The organism is Shewanella sp. MSW (assembly GCF_007636515.1).
In the GTDB taxonomy this organism is placed as follows: Bacteria; Pseudomonadota; Gammaproteobacteria; order Enterobacterales; family Shewanellaceae; genus Shewanella; species Shewanella indica.
Genome location: NZ_LVDR01000014.1, coordinates 46,411 through 64,955, shown reverse-complemented (window position 1 = coordinate 64,955; position 18,545 = coordinate 46,411). Strand labels below are relative to the sequence as shown.

Here is an 18,545-nt window from a genome sequence, read left to right as displayed (position 1 = left end):
AATAAATTTTGGGACTTTTATGTTTTCTAATTATTTTAAAAATGATTTGTTTAACCCTCTTTTTATAGGTTTTTTTCTCTATTTTTCATCATTATCGTTAAGGCTCGTTTTTCCGGTGCCTTTTTTGGCTGTTGGTTCTCTTTTTGCTCTAATTATTTTTCTGTTTTTTAGTGTTAAAAGCTTAAGTAAAACTAAGTTGCTTATAGTTTTGTGTCTTTATGTTTTTGTTGTCGGAAGCTTTTTCTATTCAGATTTGTCTCCATATGGTATATCTAAATCTTTTTGGATGCTAAGTAGCTTCTTGTTATTGTTGTTAGTTTCAGTTCAGAAAACGAATAACTTGTTTTTAATAAAGTGTGCAATAGAAACAGTAAGTCTTATTTTTCTACCTATATTTTTATTTCATTTCATTTTATATATATTTTCCGACTTTAATGTTTTTAATAGATTTGATTTAAACGATGCTAATCCAATTATAATAGCACAAATATTTCTAGTTTTCTCAATAAGTCTTATAACCTCTCGAAAACGTAATTTATTTAGATTGGCTGCAGGTTTTAGCTACTTTATAATGGCGGTCATGACTGGTTCCAAAGGGCCAATTCTTGGTACCTTGGTCGGGATTGGATTATTGGTTGTTTTGACTTTTATTAACCCGAAGAAATTTATCTATCTGATTATGATGGTTATTGTCCTTACGTTACTATATATTGTTTTAGTAGCTAATATGCCAGATTCAGTTATTTCTGATTATATCTTTAATCGATATTTAGGTGAGTCGAGTGGTAATTCAGTTAATTCTAGATTGACATTATATTTTTCTACTTTCGACGCAATTGGCCGTCTAGATTTTTATCAGCTAATATTTGGTGCGGGAATCGGTTCTTTTAGCTTTTATTACACTGGGTTTGACGATGCTATATACCCCCATAATATATTTTTAGAATCTATACTCGAGTTGGGGTTCATATATACAACTATCTTTTTTGGGGCGTTAATTTATTTATTAATTAAAATTTATTTTAAGTTATATAGGTTTAAAAATAATAAGGATTTAGTCTTTATTTGGCTCTTTGGTTGTTTAGCTGTATCTACATCTATGTTCACCGGAGATCTAGGTACTAATTGGTTGGTTTATATGTTCATGGGAATGGCATTGAGTGGGGTTGGCTTTGTTAAAAAGTGATGTAGAGGTATTAGTGATCGTTCCTGTCGGATTATCTCGCGGCGTTGTTAATTCTCAGGTTTTAAATATAACCAAATTGTTTCCAAAAGATGTAAAAGTCAGGTTCTTCTCTATTCATGGTTCTGATCTGGTTGATTACTTTGATTACAAAGATTCTGCAGGTATAAAAGAATATATTAGTCATCATAACGTTAAAATGATTTACACTAGGTCTCAGTTTGATTTTTTAAAGATAAAATTTTACTCTAATAAATGTCCAAAAGTTTTTTATGACTTCAGAGGCGCTGTTTTTGCAGAATCTTTTTTAAGGAATTCATCAATAGTCAGAGCATTAGCCTTATTTTTATTAGATTTCTTTGTTTTTATGCGTGCAGATTTTATAGGAACAGTTTCAAATAACTTTTCAGAATGGTTAAAAAAGGTTTTTCTAAGTAATAAAGCTATTTCTGTTGTTCCATGTTGTATTAATGAAGTTGATTTTAATGTTTCTAATGAAATAGTTGGTAGTAAATTTGTGTATGTTGGTGGCTCATCAAAGTATCAGAATATTCCGAAAATGATTGAGTATTTAAATATATTGTCTTTAAGTCGTGATGTATCTCTAACGATTATATCGAATGATATGGATAAAATTAGGGTCGCTGTTGGACATTTAGTGAAGTTTAAAGTTGAATATTTATCACTGTCCCATGAAGAGGTGTTATCTGTTTTATCTGATTTTGATTTCGGCTTTATTCTTAGGGATAACCTTTTATTAAATAGAGTAGCTTCACCTATTAAATTGTTAGAGTATACCTCATGCGGTGTAATTCCGATAATGACTCCATATGTTGGGGATTACTCAAAGATAATACAAGAAAACAATTTGGGAGTGATCGTACATAATGACCTGAATTGGGGAATGATCGATGATATTGCTAAACAGCCTAATATTAGGTTTGAACTTAAGAAGTTTTCAGCGCAATACACATGGGGAAATTATAAAGATGTTATGTTTAATATCTTTAATACAATAAGATAGAAGGTTTCTATAATATCAATTTCTAAAGAAAATTTGAGGTTAAAATGTTCAACCCAGTTTGTTTTCAACGGTTTTCTCATTCTGTTTATAAGTTAAATATACCACTTGTTCCATCTTTAATTACATACTTTATTCGTTTTTTTTATTCTTGCTATTTTCCCTATAAGATCAAAGCAGGTAGTAACTTAGTTCTTGGGTATGGAGGTCTTTCGGTTGTCATTCATGAACGAACTGTAATTGGAGATAACTGCCATATAGACCAATCTGTAACCATAGGTGGAACTAGCAAAAAACACGGAGTACCAAGTTTAGGGAATGATGTTTATGTGGGTGCTGGGGCTAAAATTCTTGGACCTATCAAAATAGGTAATAATGTCGTTATTGGTGCAAACTCAGTTGTGTTAATGGATATTCCTGATAACTCACTAGTTGTAGGAATACCTGCTAGAATAGTTAAGTCAAATATTTTAAAATCAGAATACGTATAAAAATTATGAAATTATTACTTATTGGTCCGAGAGCTTCACTGGGTGAGGTTGGTGGTATAGTAGTGTTATTTGAAAACCTTTTGGTCAATTTGGATTCACGGGGAATAGCTTACGTAATTGCTGACTCCAATAGTTCAAATTATCCGAGCAAACTAATTATGTTTGTCAATGTTATAAAAAAAATATCTAAATTTAGAACATACGAACACATTAGTTTGCATGGAACGGCTAAAGACTATTTGTATTTTGGTCCAATAATTTTACTTTTAAAAATATTTTTTAAAAAAAAATATAGTCTTCGTAAGTTTGCGGGTAATTTTGATGAATTTTACGCCTCTTTGAATTTTATTAATCGTTATCTTATTCGTTTGCTTTTGAGATGTAGTAGCGTAAATTTTTTTGAAACATTAAGTTTAGTCGATGCATTCAAAAAGTTTAATGTCGAAACATATTGGTTTCCAAACGTCAGGCCTCTTCAAGAAGTTAGATCAATTCCTTACATAAATGGTGAAAAGTTTAAAGTCTTATATTTTTCACAGATTAGTAATGAAAAAGGTATTCTTGACTTAATTGAAGCAGTAAAACCCTTAGATAATGTACTATTAACAATTGCAGGACCTATTTCTGATAAAAATTTAAAGAATTTCGAAAGTCTATGCTCTAATAATGTGGAATACGTTGGTATGATTGGTAATAGTGAAGTATATAATTTCATTTCTAATCATCATTGTTTTGTTCTTCCGACTTTTTATCCTGGAGAAGGATATCCCGGAGCTATATTAGAAGCTTTTATGGTTGGACTGCCTGTGATTTCAACAAATTGGAGGCAGATTCCTGAGCTAGTTGGACAACACGGTATATTAGTTGAACCAAGATCGATAACACAATTGAGAAGTGCAATCGTTAGGGTTATGAGTAATCATTGTCATTTTAAACAATTATCTATTGAAAGGGCCTCAGCTTTTGAAGACAGCAAAAATACTAATATGTTTTTAAGTAAAATTAATATTACGAGTAATTATGAAGATTGATCTATCTAAAATAAAGGCAGTATATAACAGTCTACCAAAAGAGTTAAAGTATCCTTTGTTTCTAATTCCATTCTCAATTTTTTGTGGCAAGGTTTATAGAGAACAATACCGAGAATTAGAAAAACAATTAGAACTGTCTCATCTTGATGTGGAGGCAATCAGAAATGCAAGATTAATTGAGTATTTAAATAGCTCTATTCAACATACAAAATTTTATTCCGATGTTGCTAAAAAGTTAAAAATAACTAAAGTCGTCGATGTTGAACAGTTATTCGAATTTCCTATTTTAAGCAAAGAGGAAATTCAGGCAGACTTAGAGCTATTTTTAGACATACGGTATAAAAATAGAAGTTATCCAGTTACAACAGGTGGAACAACTGGTAGTCAAACTAAGCTTTTTTTAAGTAACAATTGTTATGCTTCTGAGTGGGCTTTTGTAAATCACTACTTATCAAAGAATGGTGTTAATGTAAATTCAAAAAGACTTTGTTTAAGGGGAGTTGGAGGAATTCAATCTAGTGAGTTACTTGGAAGTAATCCATTGTACAAAGAGTTACTTTTATCTCCGTTCCGTATGAATGAAGAGAGTATTTTAAAAAACATTAACTCCATACAGAAATTCAATCCCGAATGGATCCATGGCTACCCGTCTTCGGTTAGAGAGTTTGCCACTATCTTAGATAATCTGAATATTGAATTAAAAAGAATTAAGCATATTTTATTGGTATCAGAAAAGGCATATCCAGATCAAATCGAGGTAATTCAAAATGCGTTTAATGCGAATATACTTAGCTTTTACGGTATGACAGAAAGGGTAATATTTGCACCGTTGGAAGGTAATAAATACATACCTAACCAGTTGTATGGAGTTACCGAAGAACTAAATGGAGAGCTAGTTGGAACTGGCTTTATCAATTCAGCGACTAGACTAATACGATATAAAACTGGCGATATGGCAGAGGTTACCAAGAAAGGAAATTTTGTTGTTGAAATTAATGAGTTGACAGGACGCTGGGGTAAAGAATATTTAGTTGGGCACTCTGGAGTTAAGATTACGATGACAGCATTAAATACTCATTGTGATGCACTAAATAGGGTGAAAAAGTATCAATTCTACCAAAAAATCATTGGTTTTTGCGAACTTTTATTAGTAGTCGATTCAAGTTTTACATCTGAAGATAAGGATACGATTGGAGCGTTATTCCAAAACAAAGTTGGTGGTGAGCTCAGCATTTCTTGTAAAATAGTCAGTAAAATACCCCTAAGTAAACGTGGTAAACACCAATTTATAATATCAGAAGTAATGTAGTACTGCTTATTTGTAAGTTCTAATTTTGCTTTATGCTTTTAACTTACTTAATAATAAAGTTTAAAATTTGTATTTCACAGTGCATTAAAGCAGCTTTTATGAAAAATATATTTAATTTCTATTACACTCTTAAGCATCTTAAGCCCATTCAGCTATTTAATCGTTTTATAAGGTTAGTTTTTAAAGTTAAACCTCAAAAGTGCCCCAAGATTTTGATAGCGTCACCCAAAGCAAAGTGGGTATCCGTTGAACTATCGAAAAGCTCATATGTTGAAGGAGATATCTTTTCGTTTTTAAATCATCAAGGTGAAATTGGAAACTGGAACGATAATCAACAACAAAAATTGTGGTTATATAACCTGCATTATTTTGATGATTTAAATGCTGAAAACTCAAATAGTAGACAATATTTTCATTCTTTGCTTATTGAGCGATGGATCGCTAATAACCCACAATTAGTTGGCAATGGTTGGGAGCCTTATCCGTTGTCTCTAAGAATAGTAAACTGGATTAAATGGTTTTTATCTGGTAATCCTTGCAAGTCTACTTGGCAAGAAAGTTTATGGGAACAAGCTGCTGTACTAGAGCAAAGTTTAGAATACCACTTACTTGGTAATCACCTGTTAGCTAATGCTAAAGCATTGGTTTTTGCTGGTATCTATTTCGATGATGATGCTGCAAACCGTTGGTTAAATAAAGGTTTACGTATTTTAGATAGAGAGTTAAAGGAACAAATACTGGATGACGGTGGAAACTTCGAACTTTCACCTATGTATCACAATATCATTTTGACTGACATTTTGGATTTGATCAATCTTACTCGTACATATTCACACCCAATGTTGAAAGTACGGGAAACTGCATGGAAACAAACTATATATCGTATGTTGACTTGGATGCAGAAGATGACGCATCCAAACGGTGATCTAGCATTCTTTAATGATTCAGCAATTAACATAGCTCCTTCGGCTGAAAGAATTTGGAACTATGCAGATATGTTAGGGATATCTTATAAAAAGAAAAAGGAAGAAAATGTAACCTATTTAAAGAACACCGGTTATATCCACTTGGCCAACGGAAAGCAAACCTCAATTTTAGATGTGGCAAGAGTTGGCCCTGATTATATTCCCGGGCATGCACACGCAGATACGCTTTCTTTCGAATGGAATTATGAAAACCAACGAGTTCTCGTTAATAGCGGGACATCGGTATATGGGGTAAGCATTGAACGTTTACGCCAGCGTAAAACCGAATCACATAATACTGTAGTGGTAGATGAAGAAGATTCATCTGAAGTTTGGAGCGGTTTTAGGGTTGCTAGACGAGCTTATCCAAGTAAACCAATTATCAGTGAGGGTAATGATTCAATCTGTGTGGAGTGTTCGCATGATGGCTATATGCGCCTACGAGGTAAAGTTACACATAGTCGACAATGGGTTATGAATAATAGTGGCTTCTATGTTACGGATAAATTACTCGGAAAATTTAATTCTGCTCAGGCCCACTATCATTTTCATCCAGGTATGAAGCTCGAACACTCTAATGATAAGAGTGGACAGGTAAATTTGTACTCTCCTGATGGAGCTCAATTTAGGATAGAAGCTATTGGGGCTGATATTGAAATATGTGATAGCACGTGGCATCCCGAATTTGGGGTTTCTATTTCTAACAAAAAAATTGTTTTAAACTTTAAACAACCTGAAATCAAATTCGGTATTAATATAGTTAATAAATAGGCTTTACTGCTAAGTGTATAAAGCTAGGATCGTTTATGAGAATTTTAGTTCTTTCTTTTTATTATGCTCCGGATTTATGCGCTGGATCATTTCGTACTACATCATTGGTTAATCAGCTTAAGGAGATAAAAGGTGTACAATTGGAGGTTGTAACTACAATGCCTAATCGTTATGCTTCATTTGATGCTGCTGCTTTAGCTAAAGAATTCGATGGGAATGTTAAAATTCGGCGTATTCAGTTGCCACGTCATAAAAGTGGAATGCTGGATCAAATTAAATCATTTTTCGCCTATTATAAATCAGTTAAAAAGCTAGTTAGAAACGAAAGTTATGATATAGTGTTTGCAACTAGTTCTCGTTTGTTTACTGCTTTCTTGGGAGCCAGAATCGCTAAATCAAAAAAAATACCCCTATATTTAGATGTTAGAGATATTTTCGTTGATACAATTAAGTATTTGTTACCTTTGACGCTGGTAAAAGTAACTAAACCTTTTTTTAAACTTGTTGAAGATTACACATTTAAAAATGCAAGGCATATTAATTTAGTGTCTAAAGGTTTTGAAACATATTTTAAGTCTAGATTTCGTTACCCTACTTATTCATGGTTCACAAACGGTATCGATAAAGAGTTTTTAGAGATTGATAAATCGCGCATAAAAGTAACAACAAACAAAGTTAATATTCTTTATGCTGGAAATTGTGGTGAAGGGCAAGGATTGCACCATATTATTCCAGCACTAGCAGAGAGTCTTTCTTCGAAATATCAAATAACCATAATAGGTGATGGGGGCAGACATTCTCTGCTCAGAGATAGTGTTGTCGGAATGTCTAATGTTATATTACTTCCTCCTGTTAAACGTCATGAATTGGTTGAAAAGTATTTGGCAGCAGATATTTTGTTTTTACACCTTAATGACTATCCCGCGTTTGAAAAAGTACTGCCTTCTAAAATTTTTGAATATGCAGCGACGGGAAAGCCTATTTTGGCGGGTGTTTCTGGGTATGCCGCTGAGTTTATTAAGTCGGAAGTTTCAAATGCAGAAGTTTTTTATCCAGGAGATAGTCAAGGTGCACTTGAAGCATTGGGGAAGTTGAAATTTGAACATACAGATAGAAGCGCTTTTGTTAGTAAATATACGCGAGCTAAGATAATGAAAGATATGAGTGATTCCATTGTTTCGTTAGGTGGTTTATGATGGAAAAAATTTTAATTACGGGATACTCAGGTTTTGTTGGTCGTCACTTATTAAATACTCTAAGTTCTCCGTATCGCATCAATCTGCTAGGACGTAGTAACGTATCTGAATGCTATGACCACTTAAATGCAAATATTGATTCCAAGTCTGATTATTCTTCTATATTGGAGCAAGTTGGTGTTGTTGTGCATGTAGCTGCTCGTGTTCATGTCATGAATGATATATCTTTAGACCCTTTAAGGGAGTTTAGGGAGGTTAACACTGCGGGAACGATGAATCTAGCTCGACAAGCCGTTAAGGCTGGAGTTAAGCGATTTATCTTTGTCAGTTCGATTAAGGTTAATGGTGAGTCAACCGAGATTGGTAAACCTTTTACTGAGAATGATTACAGATGTCCACAAGACTTTTATGGTCAATCTAAAGCTGAAGCTGAATTGCAATTGTTAGAGTTAGCTAAACAAACTGGATTAGAAGTAGTCATTATTCGACCTACATTAGTCTATGGTCCAGGTGTTAAGGCTAATTTTGCTTCACTATTACACTTGGTTTCAAAAGGTTTACCATTGCCTTTCGGCAGTGTTAAGGATAATAAGCGTAGCCTGGTTTCTGTACACAATCTTGTCGATCTTATTGTTACCTGTATTGATCATCCCAAAGCTGCGAATCAGGTATTTTTGGTTTCCGATGACCATGATATTTCTACAGCTGAAATGGTAAAGCATATGTCTCAAGCACTAGGGAAATCTTGTCGATTATTTTCCGTCCCTTTGTGGTGTTATCGTTTAGTGGGTAAGTTAACAGGGAAAATGGATGTTGTTGATAGACTTATAGGCTCATTGCAAGTTGACATCACCCATACTAAGAAAACGCTGGGATGGACACCACCACAAACGCTTGAACACGGTTTCAAAGAAGCTGCAGAAGCTTTTCTCCGCAAAAAAAATATATAGAGTATTCATATGATTCGTCTAATTGATTTCTTGGCTGCTTTCTTTGGTTTGATGATACTTTGGCCTGTATTACTGATTATAACTATCATTGGCATGTTCGATACAGGTTCTCCAATTTTTGTGCAGACGCGTGTTGGTAAAAAAAAGAAGCCTTTTAAGCTCATCAAGTTTCGTACAATGTCGGTTGAAACTAAGTCAGTTGCTAGTCATCTTGCTAGTAATGCATCAATTACTAAGCTGGGTGCCTTTCTGCGTAAGACAAAAATCGATGAATTGCCCCAGTTGATTAACGTTGTTAAAGGTGAAATGAGTTTAGTGGGACCACGTCCTAACTTGTTTAATCAAGAAGATTTAATAAAAGAGCGAGATGCACAAGGTGTGTATGATGTTTTACCCGGTATAACAGGTTTGGCCCAAGTGCAAAACATCGATATGTCGACACCTAAGTTATTGGCTGAAACAGATAAAAAGATGATCGATACCTTAAATGTTAAAAACTATTTCAAGTATATATTGATGACAGTGACAGGTAGTGGTAGCGGTGATGCGGTAAAATAGGGTTCTCTAAAAATAGCACTCTCTATTTGAAGATACACTGTATTACCTTGTTTTAGCTACAATAACGCCGATTCAAGTCATCTCATCTTACTAGCAAAGCGCGACTTAGTGTATCACGGGAGATTTTTAGTTTGTTAAGCCAAGCTTGATAGCTCTTAGGTATCGTGTTTTCCAAGAGGGAGTTGTTCCTTACTACTTTGAGTATGGAGCCTTTCTTAACTTATTTACGTATCAAGTGCCGATGCTTACCCCTATGGCATGATTGATGTGATAATATGAGTACTTTGGCTATTGTTGTCGAGTCACATACTTTAAGATTGTAATACATTATGAACTTAAATTTTTTGGAGCGAAAAATGGATTTTTTGCAAAGCTTGTTTGGTTTGAAACGCACGCATAAACGTGTGGTTAGTCTTATCATTGATGCTTTATTTCTCAGTTTCGCATTTTGGTCTGCATTGCTAGTGCGCATCGATGACATTGCAGTTCTGGCCAACGGCCGCTATTGGCTGCTACTTTCTATGGTTGTCCCTTTGAGCTTAGTGGGTTTTGCGAAGCTAGGGTTATATCGAGCGGTATTGCGCTACATGGGGCTGCAGGCTCTTACGGCCATTGGGTTCGGCGTGATGATTTCAACCATCATGTTGGTCCTTTTTGCGTTTTATGTTGATGCACAATTGCCGCGAACAGTACCTGTGATTTATGCGGCATTTTCATTGGTATTTATTGGTGGCTCCAGGGCAATTGTTCGCTCTCTGGTGGGGGCTGGCATGAAGCGTGTCGGGGAACCTGTCATTATCTATGGCGCGGGTGTCAGTGGCAGACAGTTGTTAACTGCACTTTCGCAAAGCCATGAATACTATCCTTTTGCGTTTGTCGATGATGATGAAACACTGCACGGTACTGTGATTCAGGGAGTACATGTTCATTCACCTTCAATCATTCGGATGTTAATCAAGCAAAAAGCGGCCACTAAGATATTGCTAGCCATTCCCAGTGCACCTCGCTCTCGTCGTCAGGCGATTTTGGAGCAGTTAGAAACGCTGGCTGTACAGGTGCTTACTTTGCCTGCTATGGCTGATCTCGTCAGCGGTAATAAGCTTTATAGCGATATTAAAGAAGTTGAAATTGATGATTTGCTCGGGCGTGATTGTGTTGCGCCCAGAGCCGATCTGTTGGCGGCTAATATTCGTGACAAAGTTGTTATGGTTACGGGGGCCGGGGGCTCTATCGGTTCTGAGTTATGTAGACAGATCCTAAAGCAGTCGCCTAAAAAATTGGTGTTGTTTGAGTTGTCTGAGTTTGGCTTGTATTCCATCGACCGCGAACTTAAAGCCATAGCGAAAGAGTTATCTCTTGATGTACAGATCTATCCCATGATGGGGTCAGTACAGCGGGAGAATCGTGTTCAGGCGGTAATGGAAGCGTTTGAGGTTCAAACTGTTTATCACGCAGCAGCCTACAAGCATGTACCACTTGTTGAGCACAACGTTGTAGAAGGTGTGCGTAACAACGTGTTCGGCACTTTGTTTACTGCGCGCGCTGCTATTGCAGCTAACGTTGAAACATTTGTGCTGGTCAGTACTGATAAAGCTGTTAGGCCCACCAATGTGATGGGGACCACTAAGCGTATGGCTGAATTAGTCCTCCAAGCATTAGCGGATAAAGGAAGTGCTACCCGTTTTTGTATGGTTCGATTTGGTAATGTTCTGGGCTCTTCCGGGTCCGTTGTGCCGCTATTCAGAAAACAGATAGCAAACGGTGGCCCTGTTACAGTAACTCATCCAGAAATTACCCGCTTCTTTATGACCATACCTGAAGCTTCTCAGTTGGTTATTCAAGCCGGTGCTATGGGCAAAGGCGGGGACGTCTTTGTGTTAGATATGGGCAAGTCAGTCAAGATTGTTGATTTGGCAACCAAGATGATTCGTCTAAGTGGCTTTGAAGTCAAAGATGATAAGCATCCTGACGGTGATATTGCCATTGAGTTTTCGGGGCTACGACCAGGTGAGAAGCTCTATGAAGAGTTGCTGATTGGAGATGATGTGACCGGCACTGAGCATGAGCGGATTATGACGGCCAATGAAGTCTTTTTAAAATGGTCGGAACTCGAAGTGATCTTGGCGCGTTTAGACAAAGCGTGTCATGAGTTCCAGCATGAAAAGATAAGGGACATTCTTCTTTCTACACCAACAGGCTTTAGTCCGACAGATGGTATTTGTGATTTAGTCTGGCTGCAGAAAAATCATGGTAGTAAGAACAATGGCCGTAAGGACAAAAAAGTCATTCCTCTGGTTTCTTAATTTATCTCTTAGTCTAATGAAACTCCTCTTTATTTGAGGAGTTTCCTTTTCGAGTATTTTCTATGAAAGTTGTTATTCCCGTAGCGGGACTTGGTACCCGTATGCTTCCTGCGACTAAGGCTATCCCGAAAGAGATGTTGCCGCTTGTTGATAAACCGCTTATTCAATACATAGTGAATGAGTGTGTTGCTGCTGGTGTGAAAGAGATTGTGCTGGTGACTCATGCCAGTAAAAATGCGATCGAAAACCATTTTGACACCTCATATGAGCTTGAGTCGACGCTTGAGAAGCGGGTAAAGCGTCAGTTGCTCGATGAAGTACAATCAATTTGCCCTAAAGACGTGACTATTATGCATGTACGTCAGGGCGAGGCTAAGGGACTCGGTCATGCGGTGCTTTGCGCAAAACCTTGTATAGGCAACAGTCCTTTTGCGGTTGTGTTACCTGATGTGATTTTGGATGAGTATAGCGCCGATCAGAGCTCCGAAAATCTGGCGGCGATGATCAAACGCTATAAAGTGGCTCAAGCTAGCCAAATCATGGTGGCTCCAGTACCTCAAGATGAAGTGAACAAGTACGGTATTGCTGATTGTGGTGGGGTAGACATTGCACCTGGAGAGTCATCAATTATTAAGGCGATGGTTGAGAAGCCTGCAGTTGATGAAGCACCATCAAACTTAGCTGTTGTTGGTCGTTATGTTTTGTCAGAAAAAATCTGGGATTTACTGGCTAAAACCCCCGCTGGTGCAGGTGATGAGATCCAATTAACAGACGCTATCGACATGTTGATTGAATCAGACACAGTCGAAGCCTTCAATATGACAGGTAAGTCTCATGACTGTGGTGATAAGCTTGGTTATATGACAGCGTTTGTCGAATACGGTCTGCGTAATGAAAAGCTGGGTAAAGAGTTTCGTCAGCAACTATTGAATTTGCTAGCACAATAGACTTTACTTTTACTTCAAGTGAATGCCCACTTTTTCTTAAAGTGGGCATTTTCGTTTTTAGTGGGTCAGGTTCCATGAGTGTTGCGAAATTGCCTATAATTTATCACTCAGTCACAGCTATTTAGCATGGCTAAACTCATCAAATTTGGTAGTGAAAAATGAAGATACTGGTCACTGGTGGGGCTGGATTCATTGGCTCTGCAGTTGTTCGTCATATTATCAACCATACTCAAGATAGCGTAATTAATGTCGACAAGTTAACTTATGCAGGCAATCTCGAGTCTCTTGTTAGTGTAGAGAAAGATAAACGATACGCTTTTGAGCAAGTTGATATCTGTGACCGAGCAGAATTAGACAGAGTGTTTGATGAGCATAAGCCTGATGCAGTTATGCACTTGGCAGCAGAGTCTCATGTAGATCGCTCAATAACAGCTTCTGCTGATTTTATTCAAACAAACATAGTTGGTACTTACACCCTCCTAGAAGCGACTCGTGCATATTGGCACGAGCTATCTGATGATAAGAAGAGCGTTTTTCGTTTTCATCATATTTCTACCGATGAGGTTTATGGTGACTTACCGCATCCAGATGAAGTGCAAAGCTCGGAAGAGTTAACACTATTTACTGAAGCTACCCCATATGCTCCGAGTAGTCCGTATTCGGCATCGAAAGCATCCAGTGATCATCTCGTTCGCGCTTGGTTGCGTACCTATGGTTTGCCAACAATAGTGACCAACTGCTCAAATAATTATGGCCCTTTCCAATTTCCTGAAAAACTGATCCCACTTGTGATTTTAAATGCGGTGGAAGGCAAGCCTTTGCCTGTTTACGGCAAAGGTGATCAAATTCGTGATTGGTTATATGTAGAAGACCACGCTCGCGCTTTGTATAAAGTTGTGACAGAAGGAAAAGTCGGTGAAACTTATAATATTGGTGGGCACAACGAAAAGCAAAATTTGGAGGTGGTAAAAACAATATGTGCCATTTTAGACGAATTGATGCCTAAAGCTACGCCGTATGCGGAACAAATCACTTATGTGGCAGATCGTCCAGGTCACGACCGTCGCTATGCCATCGATGCTACCAAAATGAGCAAAGAGTTAAATTGGGCCCCTGATGAGACCTTTGAAACTGGGTTGCGGAAAACCGTGCAATGGTATCTTAACAATCAGGCTTGGAGTCAGCGAGTTCAGGACGGCTCTTATCAAAGACAGCGCTTAGGTTTAATTTGTAACCTAAATAAAGGTGGAAATTAATGAAGGGGATTGTTTTAGCCGGTGGTTCAGGTACAAGGTTATATCCATTGACTAGAGGTGTATCTAAGCAGCTATTGCCGGTTTATAATAAGCCAATGATTTACTATCCGTTATCAACGCTAATGCTGGCGGGTATTCGTGATATTTTGATCATTACCACGCCTGAAGATAGCGGAAGTTTTAAGCGGCTATTAGGCAATGGTCGCGACTACGGCATTCGTCTTGAGTATGCAATCCAAGAAAGTCCTGATGGTTTAGCACAAGCTTTTATAATTGGTGAAGATTTTATCGGTGATGATAGTTGCTGTTTAGTTTTAGGTGACAATATTTTTTACGGTCAATCCTTTACCAAGACTCTGTTAAATGCGGCTAGTCGAGAGCATGGTGCGACTATATTTGGTTACCAGGTTAAAGATCCGGAGCGTTATGGAGTCGTGGAGTTTGATAACAACATGCGCGCTGTTTCAATAGAAGAAAAACCGCGTAATCCTAAATCTGACTATGCTGTGACAGGTTTATATTTCTACGATAATCGTGTTGTTGAGTTTGCCAAACAGGTGAAACCTTCTGGGCGGGGAGAGTTAGAAATTACCACTCTCAATGAGATGTATCTCAATGATGGCGCTTTGAATGTTGAGCTATTAGGCCGTGGTTTTGCGTGGTTAGACACTGGAACACATGAAAGTTTACTCGAAGCAGCTTCATTTGTTCAAACGATAGAGCATGTACAAGGCTTGAAGGTTGCGTGTTTAGAAGAGATTGCATTTCAACAAGGCTGGTTAAATAAACAAGATCTATTAAGGATTGTAAAACCTATGATGAATAGTGATTATGGCCAGTATTTGCATAAGCTATGCCTGAAAGTTAATTAGTAGGTCAGGATAAAGCGTTGTTGCCTTGGACTGTGTTCGAAATACTGTGTCAGATCAATATTCATCCACTGATGTAGGTTTTGGTAGTCGATAGTTCAGATTATTTAAATAGAGAAGAGCGCCAAATTTGGCGCTCTTCTTTTATCGGGGATAGTCCTGTATTCGGAGGGACTACCGGACTACCGGAGAGATTGATTTGGTAATCAACACTCGACGATATTAACTGCCAGGCCGCCTTTGGCGGTTTCCTTGTACTTGCTGCGCATATCTTTGCCGGTATCCATCATGGTCTTGATCACCTTATCCAGGGAAACCTTGTGATTACCATCGCCGCGCAGTGCCATGCGTGAGGCGTTGATGGCCTTGACAGCGCCCATGGCGTTTCGTTCGATACAGGGAACCTGCACCAGGCCGCCGACAGGATCGCAGGTCAACCCCAGATTGTGTTCCATACCGATTTCTGCCGCGTTTTCAACATGCTCGACCGTACCACCCATGATTTCGGTCAGTGCGGCGGCGGCCATGGAGCAAGCCACGCCGACTTCGCCCTGACAGCCAACCTCGGCTCCGGAAATGGAGGCGTTTTTCTTGTACAGAATCCCTATGGCTGCCGCCGTCAACAGAAAACGGCAACAGACATCTTCATCCACTTCCTGAACAAAGGTGTCGTAGTAGCAGAGCACGGCGGGGATGATACCGGCGGCGCCATTGGTGGGCGCCGTTACCACACGATCGCCGGCAGCATTTTGCTCATTCACAGACAGGGCAAACAAGTCCACCCAATCCATGGCATTGAGGGGATCGATATTGTTGCGGCCTTCGGCCTTGAGGCGGCGATGCAGCGCCGGGGCGCGGCGGCGTAGTTTAAGGCCACCGGGCAAAATGCCTTCTTTCTGATAGCCTTTTTCGACGCAGGCTTTCATGGTTTGCCAGATATGCCACAGTTTGGCTTTGACTTCACTCTCGGGGGCTATGCTGAGCTCATTGGCCATCATTAATGAAGAGATGCTCAGGCCATTTTCGCTGCACAGTTCCAACAGCTCGCTGGCGGTATTGAAATCGTAAGGCGCCTGGGCGATGGGAGTCGCCGGAGAAGCGTTACGCTGCTGAATTTCATCTTCATTGAGAATAAAACCGCCGCCGACCGAGTAGTAAGTGCGTTGATACAAACACTCTCCGGCCTTGAGGGCGTAGAGTGTCATGGCGTTGGCGTGTGCCGGCAGTGTCTTGCGCCTGTGGTAGGTGATACCATCTTCGCGGGTAAACTTAACCTTACGGCCATCGCTGAGCGTCAGTGTCTGGCTGTCGGCTACTTCTGCCAGAATCGCCTCTATGCTGTCGGTATCGACGGTTTCCGGATCTTCCCCCATCAATCCCAGAATCACTGCCTTGCCGGTACCGTGGCCCTTGCCCGTTTGTCCAAGAGAGCCAAAAAGTTCTGCCTGCAGTTCGTCGACCTGTCCAAGTAAGTCATCTGCAGCCAGTTGTTCGATAAAGATTTTGCCCGCTTTCATCGGACCCACGGTATGGGAACTGGAAGGCCCTATACCTATCTTGAACATATCGAATACGCTAATCATTTGGTTAACCCTGTTGCTGTTTCGTTGTTATTTTAGTCATTGGGAGGCGCATTGCTCGCGCATGCGCAGGTTTCGGAGTAACCTTGACCCAAGTTACTCTGCCCATGGGCAAGTATCCCATACTTTTGGCCTGGAATATCATTAGTTATTCTTATTAAGCTAAGGTTGCATTAGCCTTGCTAACAAAGGGATTGACCCTGGTTGCGCTTTCCTTGCTGCCATACCTGTATCGGGGCTAACACCATTTCGTACCTTTTTCAGTCGCTTTCATGCGCGGTACCCTGTTGGAGATGTTTATGAGTCACTTAATGCTGGATCTTGCCTCTGTCGAGTTGACCCAAGAGGAGGCGTCTGTCCTGCAACATCCGGCCGTTGGCGGCCTAATTCTTTTCAGCCGTAATTACCAAGACAGAGAGCAACTGATAGCCCTGATCCGCGCGGTTCGTCGGGTGCGTCCCGAACTGCTAATTGCTGTCGATCATGAAGGGGGCAGGGTACAGCGTTTTCGCAAGGGATTTACCCAAATCCCAGCCATGGGCGATATATTGCCGGCCGCCGCAGGCTCGCTTCAGCTGGCGTCAACCTGGGCCAAAGAGCTGGGCTTTTTGATGGCCGTCGAGCTATTGGCCTGCGACATAGATTTAAGCTTTGCCCCTGTGCTCGATCTCAATGGCATCAGTCAGGTGATAGGCACCCGCAGTTTCGCCTCAAAACCCGAGCAGGTCACCGCGCTGGCAGCAGCCTTTATTGAAGGCATGACTGAGGCCGGTATGGCCGCAGTGGGTAAACATTTTCCCGGCCACGGCAGCGTCGAGGCCGACTCCCATATTGCCCAGCCGGTCGACCCGCGCAGCTATCAAGAGATTGCCGAGTGTGACATGCAGCCTTTTTCACAGCTGATCGCCAAAGAGATGCTCCAAGGCATTATGCCGGCTCATGTGATTTATCCCGAAGTAGACCCAAACCCCGCCGGATTTTCATCTTTTTGGCTCCAGCAGGAGCTGCGCGGCAAACTGGCCTTTAATGGAGTGATTTTCTCGGACGATCTCGGCATGAAAGGGGCGGCGGTAGCAGGAGACTATCAGGCCAGGGCCAGAGCGGCACTGGAAGCCGGTTGTAACATGGTATTGGTATGCAATGACCCTGAGGGCGCCAGAAGCCTTCTGGGAGACTTCCCTTGGCCCGAGGGCAATCCTTTTCCGGCTGCGACATTGAGGGCAGACCCTGCTAAGGTGATGCAAGCATTGCAGGATGAAGCGCGCTGGGAGCGAGCCCGCGAGCTGGCGGCAAGGATTTCATCCACAAAAAATTGATTTGGCACAATATAGGCGCAACCTAACTTGGTTAGTTTGAAACCTGTATAACCATGACTGGAATGAGACTTGAGGAAACAAAATGATTTTGTATTTTCACGGATTTGATGCCACCAGCCCGGGTAATCATGAAAAAGTCAGGCAGTTACAGTTTATTGATGATGATGTGCGTCTCATCAGCTACAGCACCCAGCATCCCAGACACGATATGCAGCATCTGCTGAATGAGGTCAGTAAGCAGCTTAAACTCACTGACGATCCCAAGCCATTGATCATAGGTGTGGGGCTGGGGGCCTATTGGGCCGAACGAATTGCTTTCCTGTCCGGGCTCAAGGCGATATTGGTCAACCCCAATCTTTGGCCGGAGGAAAACATGCCCGGCAAGATAGACAGGCCGGAAGAGTACGCCGATATTGCCAGCAAGTGCGTGACCGATTTTCGCAGCAAGAACCGTAACCGCGCCCTGTGCCTGCTGTCGACCGAGGATGAGGTCTTGGACAGCACCCGCAGCCATGCCTTGCTAAGCCGCTATTATGAAGTGATTTGGGACAAACAGCAGAGTCATAAGTTTGCCTCGCTGGCGAGCCATTTGACTCAGATTAAAGCCTTCAAGCAGAATGAGGGTGTAGAGCGCGTCGGTTAAACCCTCTTTTGTGCGGTAAAATAAGCCCTTTTTGTGATCGATGTCACGAGAGGGGTTTCGGGTTGTTGTTCTGTATGTTGCGCTGGTTGCATCGGGCCTTTAGCTGTGTAAAGTTACGTTTTATGGTGGTTTTGATACAAAGTGTTACGCTTTGTG

The 18,545-nt window shown here is 40.2% G+C and carries 16 protein-coding genes; 15 read left to right on the top strand and 1 reads right to left on the bottom strand.

The window, feature by feature from the left end:
- Positions 1 to 19: 19 nt before the first annotated feature.
- From AYI96_RS14985 to rfbA, 13 genes are all read left to right on the top strand, one after another.
- Positions 20 to 1,186: an O-antigen ligase family protein gene (locus AYI96_RS14985; protein WP_144361890.1), complete on the top strand. Its 1,167-nt coding sequence runs from the start codon at positions 20 to 22 to the stop codon at positions 1,184 to 1,186.
- On the top strand, positions 1,173 to 2,207 hold the full coding sequence (locus tag AYI96_RS14980) for a glycosyltransferase family 4 protein (RefSeq protein ID WP_144361889.1): 1,035 nt from the start codon (positions 1,173 to 1,175) through the stop codon (positions 2,205 to 2,207). The genes AYI96_RS14985 and AYI96_RS14980 overlap by 14 nt, the downstream gene beginning before the upstream one ends.
- A gap of 44 nt (positions 2,208 to 2,251) precedes the next feature.
- On the top strand, positions 2,252 to 2,695 hold the full coding sequence (locus AYI96_RS14975; protein ID WP_144361888.1) for a serine O-acetyltransferase: 444 nt from the start codon (positions 2,252 to 2,254) through the stop codon (positions 2,693 to 2,695).
- A gap of 5 nt (positions 2,696 to 2,700) precedes the next feature.
- Positions 2,701 to 3,726 (top strand): glycosyltransferase family 4 protein, encoded by a 1,026-nt coding sequence (locus tag AYI96_RS14970; protein ID WP_144361887.1) that lies wholly within the window; start codon positions 2,701 to 2,703, stop codon positions 3,724 to 3,726.
- The gene (locus AYI96_RS14965; RefSeq protein WP_144361886.1) at positions 3,716 to 5,035 is read left to right on the top strand and encodes a hypothetical protein; all 1,320 of its coding nucleotides are present in this window, start codon (positions 3,716 to 3,718) and stop codon (positions 5,033 to 5,035) included. Before AYI96_RS14970 ends, AYI96_RS14965 begins: the two co-directional genes overlap by 11 nt.
- Positions 5,036 to 5,133: 98 nt before the next feature.
- Positions 5,134 to 6,771 carry a heparinase II/III family protein gene (locus tag AYI96_RS14960; RefSeq protein WP_144361885.1) on the top strand — a complete coding sequence of 546 codons (1,638 nt, stop codon included), beginning with the start codon at positions 5,134 to 5,136 and terminating at the stop codon, positions 6,769 to 6,771.
- A gap of 35 nt (positions 6,772 to 6,806) precedes the next feature.
- Positions 6,807 to 7,967 carry a glycosyltransferase family 4 protein gene (locus AYI96_RS14955; RefSeq protein WP_144361884.1) on the top strand — a complete coding sequence of 387 codons (1,161 nt, stop codon included), beginning with the start codon at positions 6,807 to 6,809 and terminating at the stop codon, positions 7,965 to 7,967.
- The gene (locus tag AYI96_RS20590) at positions 7,967 to 8,917 is read left to right on the top strand and encodes a UDP-glucose 4-epimerase family protein (protein ID WP_144361916.1); all 951 of its coding nucleotides are present in this window, start codon (positions 7,967 to 7,969) and stop codon (positions 8,915 to 8,917) included. Before AYI96_RS14955 ends, AYI96_RS20590 begins: the two co-directional genes overlap by 1 nt.
- Before the next feature lie 9 nt (positions 8,918 to 8,926).
- Positions 8,927 to 9,475 (top strand): sugar transferase, encoded by a 549-nt coding sequence (locus tag AYI96_RS20585; RefSeq protein WP_144361883.1) that lies wholly within the window; start codon positions 8,927 to 8,929, stop codon positions 9,473 to 9,475.
- A 356-nt stretch (positions 9,476 to 9,831) separates the two neighbouring features.
- Positions 9,832 to 11,778 (top strand): nucleoside-diphosphate sugar epimerase/dehydratase, encoded by a 1,947-nt coding sequence (locus AYI96_RS14940; RefSeq protein ID WP_144361882.1) that lies wholly within the window; start codon positions 9,832 to 9,834, stop codon positions 11,776 to 11,778.
- Positions 11,779 to 11,840: 62 nt separating this feature from the next.
- Positions 11,841 to 12,725: a UTP--glucose-1-phosphate uridylyltransferase GalU gene (galU, locus tag AYI96_RS14935; RefSeq protein WP_144361881.1), complete on the top strand. Its 885-nt coding sequence runs from the start codon at positions 11,841 to 11,843 to the stop codon at positions 12,723 to 12,725.
- Between the two features lie 158 nt (positions 12,726 to 12,883).
- On the top strand, positions 12,884 to 13,981 hold the full coding sequence (rfbB, locus tag AYI96_RS14930; RefSeq protein WP_144361880.1) for a dTDP-glucose 4,6-dehydratase: 1,098 nt from the start codon (positions 12,884 to 12,886) through the stop codon (positions 13,979 to 13,981).
- The gene (gene rfbA, locus AYI96_RS14925; RefSeq protein WP_144361879.1) at positions 13,981 to 14,853 is read left to right on the top strand and encodes a glucose-1-phosphate thymidylyltransferase RfbA; all 873 of its coding nucleotides are present in this window, start codon (positions 13,981 to 13,983) and stop codon (positions 14,851 to 14,853) included. Before rfbB ends, rfbA begins: the two co-directional genes overlap by 1 nt.
- A gap of 203 nt (positions 14,854 to 15,056) precedes the next feature.
- Here the strand turns inward: rfbA and AYI96_RS14920 are convergent, their stop codons facing one another.
- Positions 15,057 to 16,433 carry an L-serine ammonia-lyase gene (locus tag AYI96_RS14920; RefSeq protein WP_144361878.1) on the bottom strand — a complete coding sequence of 459 codons (1,377 nt, stop codon included), beginning with the start codon at positions 16,431 to 16,433 and terminating at the stop codon, positions 15,057 to 15,059.
- 296 nt (positions 16,434 to 16,729) lie between these two features.
- Between AYI96_RS14920 and nagZ the strand changes: the two genes are divergently transcribed.
- On the top strand, positions 16,730 to 17,746 hold the full coding sequence (nagZ, locus tag AYI96_RS14915; protein ID WP_144361877.1) for a beta-N-acetylhexosaminidase: 1,017 nt from the start codon (positions 16,730 to 16,732) through the stop codon (positions 17,744 to 17,746).
- An 82-nt stretch (positions 17,747 to 17,828) separates the two neighbouring features.
- Positions 17,829 to 18,389: an alpha/beta hydrolase YcfP gene (gene ycfP / locus AYI96_RS14910; RefSeq protein WP_101056695.1), complete on the top strand. Its 561-nt coding sequence runs from the start codon at positions 17,829 to 17,831 to the stop codon at positions 18,387 to 18,389.
- The last annotated feature ends 156 nt before the right edge of the window (positions 18,390 to 18,545 follow it).

Coding starts and splice junctions, on each gene's coding strand:
- ycfP (WP_101056695.1), top strand. CDS start 17,829: ATGATTTTGTATTTTCACGGATTTGATGCCACCAGCCCGGGTAATCAT.
- AYI96_RS14975 (WP_144361888.1), top strand. CDS start 2,252: ATGTTCAACCCAGTTTGTTTTCAACGGTTTTCTCATTCTGTTTATAAG.
- AYI96_RS14965 (WP_144361886.1), top strand. CDS start 3,716: ATGAAGATTGATCTATCTAAAATAAAGGCAGTATATAACAGTCTACCA.
- galU (WP_144361881.1), top strand. CDS start 11,841: ATGAAAGTTGTTATTCCCGTAGCGGGACTTGGTACCCGTATGCTTCCT.
- rfbB (WP_144361880.1), top strand. CDS start 12,884: ATGAAGATACTGGTCACTGGTGGGGCTGGATTCATTGGCTCTGCAGTT.
- AYI96_RS14960 (WP_144361885.1), top strand. CDS start 5,134: ATGAAAAATATATTTAATTTCTATTACACTCTTAAGCATCTTAAGCCC.
- AYI96_RS14985 (WP_144361890.1), top strand. CDS start 20: ATGTTTTCTAATTATTTTAAAAATGATTTGTTTAACCCTCTTTTTATA.
- AYI96_RS14970 (WP_144361887.1), top strand. CDS start 2,701: ATGAAATTATTACTTATTGGTCCGAGAGCTTCACTGGGTGAGGTTGGT.
- AYI96_RS14940 (WP_144361882.1), top strand. CDS start 9,832: ATGGATTTTTTGCAAAGCTTGTTTGGTTTGAAACGCACGCATAAACGT.
- AYI96_RS14920 (WP_144361878.1), bottom strand. CDS start 16,433: ATGATTAGCGTATTCGATATGTTCAAGATAGGTATAGGGCCTTCCAGT.
- AYI96_RS14955 (WP_144361884.1), top strand. CDS start 6,807: ATGAGAATTTTAGTTCTTTCTTTTTATTATGCTCCGGATTTATGCGCT.
- AYI96_RS20585 (WP_144361883.1), top strand. CDS start 8,927: ATGATTCGTCTAATTGATTTCTTGGCTGCTTTCTTTGGTTTGATGATA.
- AYI96_RS20590 (WP_144361916.1), top strand. CDS start 7,967: ATGGAAAAAATTTTAATTACGGGATACTCAGGTTTTGTTGGTCGTCAC.
- nagZ (WP_144361877.1), top strand. CDS start 16,730: ATGAGTCACTTAATGCTGGATCTTGCCTCTGTCGAGTTGACCCAAGAG.
- rfbA (WP_144361879.1), top strand. CDS start 13,981: ATGAAGGGGATTGTTTTAGCCGGTGGTTCAGGTACAAGGTTATATCCA.